Genomic DNA, 7685 nt, shown 5'->3' on the forward strand with positions numbered 1-7685 from the left:
TGGATGATATAAAGAATGTTCCAAATCTCGTTTTCTTTGCCCAAATTATTTTTATTGAAATTTACTCCACCATCGACAAGGCTAATATAGGGTCGTAATGTCCTGGTCTGCGCATCCCTAAGCGCTACAAACTGAAGACACATAACAATGAAGACTGCAAGTGTGCAAATTACGCTTACAATCTGGATTCCTATTGTGAGCCGGGATTGACGCATCATGAATTCGGGAGGGTTCTTCTCATCTTTCGCTTTGGTCAACGGAATTCTCCTTTGTATAACCATGGAATCATACTATACAAGGGAACTTTTATCAATTAAAATATAATAAGGTAACAAGTCAAGCGGAAAGATTTAGGCACTCAGGCACTTTATTTCCTCGGTTCATGATCGTTGAAACGGGCGAAATAGAAAAACTTGGTCGGTTTTTCAAACACATTGAAATTGACGTACCAGACCTTGTCGTTGGGTGGTATCTCATAAGCCGAGCCGAAGGGCAGCTTCCATCCTGTTCCTTGAAAAGAACGTTATAATTCTGATTGCTCTTGAAAGGCGGGTCAAGGTACACGAGGTCAACGGACTCGGAGTCGATGTGCTGCCTTAGAACATCCAGGTTGTCGCCGTAATAGAGCGTCTTATCCATTTTCACCAGCCTTTTTTTTTCTTTGTTACTTTGGCACTCAGGCACTCAGGCACTATTTTTTTGCATCAAAGAGCACGGTCGCCTCGCTGCACTCGGTCGCGGGATAATCTCTCACCGTAATGGATTTGCCGCCGGCCGATTCGATCTCGTACCCGGTGTCACCGGCCAGGAGGCACAGCCCTTTGAGCTTCAGGTTTCCGGGAATGGCATTTTTCAGGGTAAAGGTGCGGTCTTTCACCGAGGCGACCAGGAATGTCATCCTGGCTTTTGCCAACGTACACTGAGCTTGTCGAAGTGTACCACCGCTTGTTAGCTCCGTGCCGTCGAGAAGATACATCTGGATGACCTTCCCCTGTGAATCCGTGGAAACGAATCCGAAACTTCCGGTCATGGTCACAGGGCCGTATTCACGCTTTTTCTGATCGAGCGCCGAGATGATGTAATCCGTGCGGCCTTCCAGCTCTACAGCCACCGCTAAAGCCCCCGTATCGGGATCGTCAATCAGCAGGCGCGCCGCTTTGATCGGGGAAGCACCCCCCTGATACGGCACGGTCACCGTGGCAAAACGACTCACCAATTTTGTGGAATTGAGCGGGCTGAGCTTGTCGAAGCCGCGCTCGGCGATGATTTCCTGGACAGGAGGGGCGTTCAGATCGCTTCCCTTGTTGGTGCGCCATCCGGGGGCGTCGGTTACCAGAAGACGGCTTACCGGGCTGAGCATGATCATATCAAGGCGGACTCCGTTATAGTCCCAGGTTACTGTAAACGGAATTTTGGGGACAGCGGCACGGATGTTGGAGAGCCACCTGATTTCTTCCTGCACCGGACTGGGATCGGCGCCGTCGACCTTCACCAGTTTGCCGTTGCAGTTCATCGAGTACTGGTGTTTCATGCCGCCGCTCACCCGGAAAAAGTCGACCATGTAGGTCTGACCCGGCGATATCTGCACGAGGGCGGTGGTGCGGCGGTACTGGTCGCACTGCCGGTATGCGTTTGCGGAGGCCTGGACTACCTCCACCGCAGGGACGGCGGCGAAAAAGTCCAGGGTGGAATGGCATTTCTCGCCATCCTGGCTGGCGCCGTCCACGGTTACTATGTTGTGAGACAGGGTGCTGCGGGTCCAGGCGTTACGGGGATCGTCCCAGATGTATCCCCGGTCGGAAGCCAGTTCCTGGCCGAGTGCGCTGTACATGACGCCGAGCGTATCGTAGTGACGGTGCCCGCCGTGCGCGTAGCCGTTGAAGTAGAGCGCGGTGTTTCCGCCCGGCTGCCCGCCGCGCATGACCGCCACATGCCATCCGGGGAACCATTCGGAGCGGAGGGGCAGCGGCGCTTTAGCCCCGCCCCGGATGCCTGGATTACGGTTCCAGAGGGCGAATTCGCTGCCCTTTTCAGCCAGAGGGACACCCATGACCTCTTCGAGCAGCCCGGCATACCTCTCGCTGTAACGGTCGGTCAGAATCTCGGCGTAAATGGGGCTGATTCCTTCCCCGAAATGGGTGTCTCCGATCACGGGGTATTTCCGGTTAAAATTGAGCATCCGCACCATGCTTTCCAATGCAAGCTGGTATCTTCCGACGCTGGTGAAGGGATTGAAGTTCTTGAGCACATCCCCGTTTTTCGGGGTATAGCCCGGCGGGTCGGTGTAACCGAGGAGAATTTCCGGTATGTTCTGCATAAGGCTTAAATGCATATCAGAATACGATGGCGATTCCTCGCAGAAACCGTCGAAATGGAAACTGTTGCCCATCAGAAGCTCGAAACCTTCGAGGGAGCGCCGTACGCTCTCCGGGCGCTTGAAGAGAATGCCGACCGCCCCGCTCAAAGCCCTTCCCGGGCCGCACTTGTTGTTGATTTCGTCCCAATTATCCGAATCGGCAGAGCCGGCGAGAATCAGATCGTTCACAATCCGCTTGTCCATTTCCTGAGTCACTACGGGGGTTCCGTCGGCATGCTTCGCCTCGTGAATCAGGTCATAAGCTATTGTCATATTGAGGATAAAAGAGGCGTCGCTCCCGCTGCATCCGAAGCGCCCTGCACCCCAGAAACCGTTATTCAGCTCCGCATATCCGTTTCTCGTATGCAGGCCGGGAAAAGCGGTTATGATGGTTTCAATAGGAAAGCGGCCTCCTCGGGGGTTTTTTCCTATCTCTCTCGCGGCTTCTCCGCCCGGGCAGTCCGCATAGGTGCCGTTATAGGAATGATAGAGCCATTTCGGATAAACTTTCGCCGCAAGATCCATGATCAGCGCCGCCCGGTCGGCGTATTTCACCTCTCCGGTTACAGCGTACATCTTAGCCATCGGAAGTATCTGCGAGAAACACCAGGCGGCTTTCCGGTAGCGCAGGATGCCGCTGAAGCTGGTATGCACCGGCCAGGACGCCCACCGGAACGCATATTTGCCGGACTTGTCCCCAGGATTCGCGATCTCTTCCGGGGTCAGGTAGAATGTAAACGTCTGACCCATCTTTTTTGCGGTCATGCTCCCTTTTTCCGGATAACCGGGATTGGGATAGACTGTCACGCAGTAACGGCATTTCAGATGTTCAGGGTCCTTGATGCTCCACTCATAGATACCGGTTTCGCCCATGGTCGACTTTTTTCCCACACAGACAGGGCAGCTCTGACCGTACTCAGGCCAGGGGGTGGTGTCGGATATCATGTTCTGGAAAAGAGAAGGCTCGACCGCCAGGGCATACTCGGTATTCCTTTTCCAGTCCTGGACAATAGTCTGCGCCCAGGGATAGCGTTTCATATTTTCACGGGCGCTGGCGACATTTTTTGCCTTGTACAGAGTCACCGGCTCTGCAAAAGTGGAGAGCCAGCCGGCGAACACGGTAGAGATAAAAACCGCCATGAAGAAAAGAGTTTTCATTTTGGCCATAATGGTATTCCTTTCACGAAAATTAAAGATTATTTTCCATGTATAATGTTGTAGATTAACGACAAGTAAAAATGAAATCAAGTGAATTCCATGCGGATGCCGAAATCAGGAGTATTTTTCTGATCTTTTCTTTCCGGATTTTTTGCGATACTTTAATGACGACAGAATTCATTGAAAGGAGGTTTGCGCCATGCTCCGTTTCCTGTATACAGTTCTATTTCTCTGGTTTGTTTTACCTCCGCTATCCGGCTACTGCTCCCATCTTCCGCTGAAAGCCGGAGCGGCGAAAATCAAAATCACCCCGATGATTCCGATTCCCCTTTCCGGTTTTTATGTCCGCCAGGGAATTTTCAAGGGGGTACATGACGATCTCTATGCCCGCGCGGTGTCATTCGAGTCGGAGGGAAAAGAAGCGCTCATAATCTCGGTCGATACTTGTATCCTCTCGGACACGTTCTGGGACGACCTGACCGCCCGGATATCAAAAAAATATCCCATTGCAAGAGACCATATCTTCCTCTGCGCCAGCCACACCCACGGCGGTCCGGCGCTTTACGAACCCCCGGAGAAAAAGGATCTGGACACATCCTGGCTGGAGAAGAACCCGTATCTGGAAAAGCAGAAAGCCTATACCGAAGAGATCAAGGAGAAAATGGTCCAGGTCGTCGGCGACGCCCGTAAAAAGCTTGAGCCGGCCCGTATCGGGTATGGCTCCGGCTCGGCGGCCATCGGCGTAAACCGCCGCGCACGCACGGTGAAAGGGGACATCTGGCTCGGTGTAAATCCCGAAGGCCCGGTAGACCGTGAGCTGCGGGTGGTCAGGATCGACAGTGTGAATGGAAAGACCCTGGCGCTCATGTTCAATATCGGCTGTCACGGCACCAGCATGATTTCCGAATCGATCACCGGCGACTGGTGCGGGCTTACCGAGCAGTTTGTCGAGAAAGTATGGGGAAATGAGGTTGTCGCCTGCTTCCTTCCGGGCGCCGGTGGGGATGTGAATCCCATTTATGAAGAAAAGACCGTGTTCGACGCCCGCACCGGCGGGGCCGATGTCCTGGCGGCCATAGCAGGCGAAGAAACGATACGGGTGGCTAAAGGGATAACCTGTAAAACGGAAGGGCCACTGGAAGCTTCCCAGCGTGTGGTCACACTCCCCGGGAAGAAATATCTCGGCCTGCTCGGCTTCGATCCCAAATACGATGAGCTTGCCAAAGATACATCGCCTGTCCCGCCCTCCACCCTTAAAATGAGCGCCCTGCATGTGGGGAATATTGTTTTCGCCGCCTCCTCGGGCGAAATCTTTTCCGAAATAGGGATGGAGTTGAAGAAGAAATCGCCCTACAGTCAGATGCTCTTCATGGGCCTCACCAACGGGTATTCGGGATATGTGCTTACCGACAAGGAACTCGGCCGCGGGTATGAATACAACGCTACAGTCATCAAGAGCGGCGGCCAGGCAGCGGTGGTGAACACCCTGCTCGACATGATGGGGGAATGGTAAATACCCTCACCCCCTACCCCCTCTCCCACTCCCGATGGTCGCGGGCGAGGGGGCAAGGAAAGGAAGATAAAAATAGGTTATGTAGATCAAGTTGAATAATCTTAGAGGCTTTTGCAAAAGTCGTGTTATACGTAAAAAGAAAACGAGTTTTTTTAATACAGCCCCCTAACCCTCGGTCCCTTTCCCCCTGAAGGGGGCAAGGGAAGTCGTTGCTCCACAGTCTGTTCCTGCCCCCTCCGGGGGAAGGATGTCCGAAGGACACGGGGTCCCCGCTCGTACGAAGTACGTGCGGGGTGGATTGAAGGGGGCTGCTTCAAACAATCTCGACTTTTGCAATTGGCTCCTTACAAATTCTGATTCAAAAATTTTCCCCTACAAATTACATTACGAAAGGGGACTCCAATCCCCCTCGCCCGCTTGCGGGAGAGGGGGTAGGGGGTGAGGGATTTTTACGCGTTTATTGCCGCTTCGAACTTCTCTTTGAAGATGGTCAGCGCCTCACGGATCACATCCACATTTCCCGGAGCTTTCTTGTCCGCCACAATCTGCAGCGGGGCGCTCATACCGAGCGCGGGGAAGTATCCGGCTTTGGTGATCGATTTGATATACTCCGGGCCGGTGACATAGTCCACCGCGCCGGTGGGCATGATGATGCGGCCGTTGTGACGCTCCCGGACATACGGGGCGAGCAGGTCGGCCACACCCTTGGGACCGTGGGAGCGCGCCGGGAAAATCTTGATGGCGTCAGGCTCGTTTTCGTCATCGCGCTCGATGAAGTAGTTGAGCTCGCTCGGAGTGAAGACCGCCGGGGCGCAGAAGCGGCTCGCGGAGTGAGAAATCTTGACGAATTCCACTCCGGGAGCATATCCTCCCATGACATTGGCGGGGGCGACGATCATATCGAATCCCATCTCGATGGCGGTTTCAAGCTCATTCGGGTTGATGATCGAACCGACACCGAGGACGAACGGTTTGTTTTCGGGAGCGGCGGCGCGGCGCATTATAAGCTCCTGCATCCCTTCCTTGAGGAGGCCGGGATCGATGCGGAATGTGCACTCGCTCACATAACCGGCCTGGTACACTTCCCACATGGTGTCCACAAAATGCCGGGGCGCCTGGATATGACTCTTGTTCATGACCACGACCACTCCGCTTTTCCGGAGCGCCGTATCCACCCGTTTTACATCGTACTTGTAATCTGCCATTCTTAAAATCTCCCGTGGTTTTTATGAAAACATGTAATTCGGTTCACGTAATACCAAGTTGCGTTCGAACAGGATAGTTAACCGTATTCCCATAGATGCTGAAACAAGTTCAGCATGACGGCGCACTTGTCACCCTGAATTCATTTCAGGGTCTATTGCACGCTTACTTCACTGAACGCAACTTGGTAAGAAAGCCTCCCACTATCTTTATTATCTCAGTGCGCTTACCCCGCCCCCGCTCTTGGCGCGCTTTATCTCTTTCTCGATCATGGACAGGGTGGCCATGGTGGTGTCGCCCGGGAACTCCTGAACAATAATGCCATGCGCCGCACCGTAATCGACAGCTTCCTCGGTGGGCTTTCCCATCATGAGCGCCCCTGCTACACCGCTGCAGAAGGAGTCCCCGCCGCCGGTACGGTCGGCAATTTCGACTTTCTCACGGACAACTGCCTGGTAGATTTTGTTGTCGGCCACATCGAAGAGTACTGCGCCCCAGTTGATAAGGTCTGCGGAGAGAGCGCTGCGGAGCTGAGTGCCGATAAGCCTGAGGTTCGGATAGTCCCCGGCAACCTTGTGGAGCATGTCGGTGTAGGCGGCCATGAACACTTCCATAGGCTCCTCCTTGCCGATCTTGCGGGTCTCATAGCCGAGGGCGTCGAAGAAATCGCCCTGGTTGCCGACGAGGAATTCCACATGGGCGACGATCTTGCGGTTGTTGGCGCGGGCTTTTTCCTTGTCCGGCTCCACTTTCGAGCGGTAGTTCAGGTCGTAGGAACGGAAAGCGCCATACTTCCCGGCAGCTTTCATGGCTTCCAGTGCGAAATCGGCTGTCTCTCGCCCAATACAGGAGAAGATCCCGCCGGTGTTGAACCAGCGCACACCCTGGGCGAAGAATTTGCCCCAGTCGAAATCACCAGGTTTGAGAGTGGAAGCGGGGGTATGGGCGCGATAATATTCGGTAACAGAAGGGAGAACGCCTCTTCCTTTCCAGGTGAAATTGATGCCGTTGTGGAGGGTACCCTTACCATCGGTGGCGAATTTCCCCTTCCCGGAGGGGCTGAACCAGATGATGTTGGAGGTGTTGACCCCCGCTTCCTTGAGCTGGTGCTCGATGTTCCTCCCGATGCCGTCATCCACGAGCGCGGTCACAACCGCTCCCCGCATTCCGTATGCGGCGGAGATGCCTTCCGCGACATTGGTCTCGCCGCCGCCATGCCAGATGCGCGCGCTCTTCGCGCGGGCGGTGGGAACATCACCCGGGTCGATGCGCATCATGACTTCGCCAAGCGAGACGAGATCGTAGGTGGTCTCTCCGGCCAGTTTGAAGGTAAACGTGCTTGCCATAGGCGTATCCTCCTGTGCGTATCAGTGTGGCGTATATGGGGGAACAAACGAATGTGATGGCAATCTAAGTTCCAACAGGATGCAAGATACTATATGCGGGGGAAAAAGG

The 7685-nt window shown here is 54.2% G+C and carries 5 protein-coding genes and 1 pseudogene; 1 reads left to right on the forward strand and 5 read right to left on the reverse strand.

The window, feature by feature from the left end; translation table 11 throughout:
• From Q8O92_11410 to Q8O92_11420, 3 genes and pseudogenes are all read right to left on the reverse strand, one after another.
• Positions 1 to 257 (reverse strand): hypothetical protein (locus Q8O92_11410; GenBank protein MDP2983925.1); only part of this gene is annotated, 257 nt, incomplete at its 3' end.
• Positions 258 to 510: 253 nt separating this feature from the next.
• Positions 511 to 648: pseudogene (locus Q8O92_11415) on the reverse strand (RsmD family RNA methyltransferase).
• Positions 649 to 691: 43 nt separating this feature from the next.
• Entirely contained in the window at positions 692 to 3523 is a 2832-nt protein-coding gene (locus Q8O92_11420; protein ID MDP2983926.1) for a heparinase II/III family protein, read from the reverse strand.
• Positions 3524 to 3713: 190 nt separating this feature from the next.
• Here Q8O92_11420 and Q8O92_11425 point away from each other — a divergent pair, with 190 nt between their 5' ends.
• A complete protein-coding gene (locus Q8O92_11425) occupies positions 3714 to 5027 on the forward strand; it encodes a neutral/alkaline non-lysosomal ceramidase N-terminal domain-containing protein (GenBank protein MDP2983927.1) in 1314 nt (437 codons plus the stop codon).
• 449 nt (positions 5028 to 5476) lie between these two features.
• On the opposite strand, the gene Q8O92_11430 is transcribed toward Q8O92_11425, so the two are convergent.
• Entirely contained in the window at positions 5477 to 6232 is a 756-nt protein-coding gene (locus Q8O92_11430) for a hypothetical protein (protein MDP2983928.1), read from the reverse strand.
• A 210-nt stretch (positions 6233 to 6442) separates the two neighbouring features.
• Positions 6443 to 7576 (reverse strand): sugar kinase, encoded by a 1134-nt coding sequence (locus Q8O92_11435; GenBank protein ID MDP2983929.1) that lies wholly within the window; start codon positions 7574 to 7576, stop codon positions 6443 to 6445.
• Between the last annotated feature and the right edge of the window lie 109 nt (positions 7577 to 7685).

This window comes from Candidatus Latescibacter sp. (assembly GCA_030692375.1).
Lineage (GTDB): Bacteria > Latescibacterota > Latescibacteria > Latescibacterales > Latescibacteraceae > JAUYCD01.

What these genes read in the sequence shown, in the direction of transcription:
- Q8O92_11420 (MDP2983926.1), bottom strand. Translation starts at nt 3,523, where the DNA reads ATGGCCAAAATGAAAACTCTTTTCTTCATGGCGGTTTTTATCTCTACC.
- Q8O92_11425 (MDP2983927.1), top strand. Translation starts at nt 3,714, where the DNA reads ATGCTCCGTTTCCTGTATACAGTTCTATTTCTCTGGTTTGTTTTACCT.
- Q8O92_11430 (MDP2983928.1), bottom strand. Translation starts at nt 6,232, where the DNA reads ATGGCAGATTACAAGTACGATGTAAAACGGGTGGATACGGCGCTCCGG.
- Q8O92_11435 (MDP2983929.1), bottom strand. Translation starts at nt 7,576, where the DNA reads ATGGCAAGCACGTTTACCTTCAAACTGGCCGGAGAGACCACCTACGAT.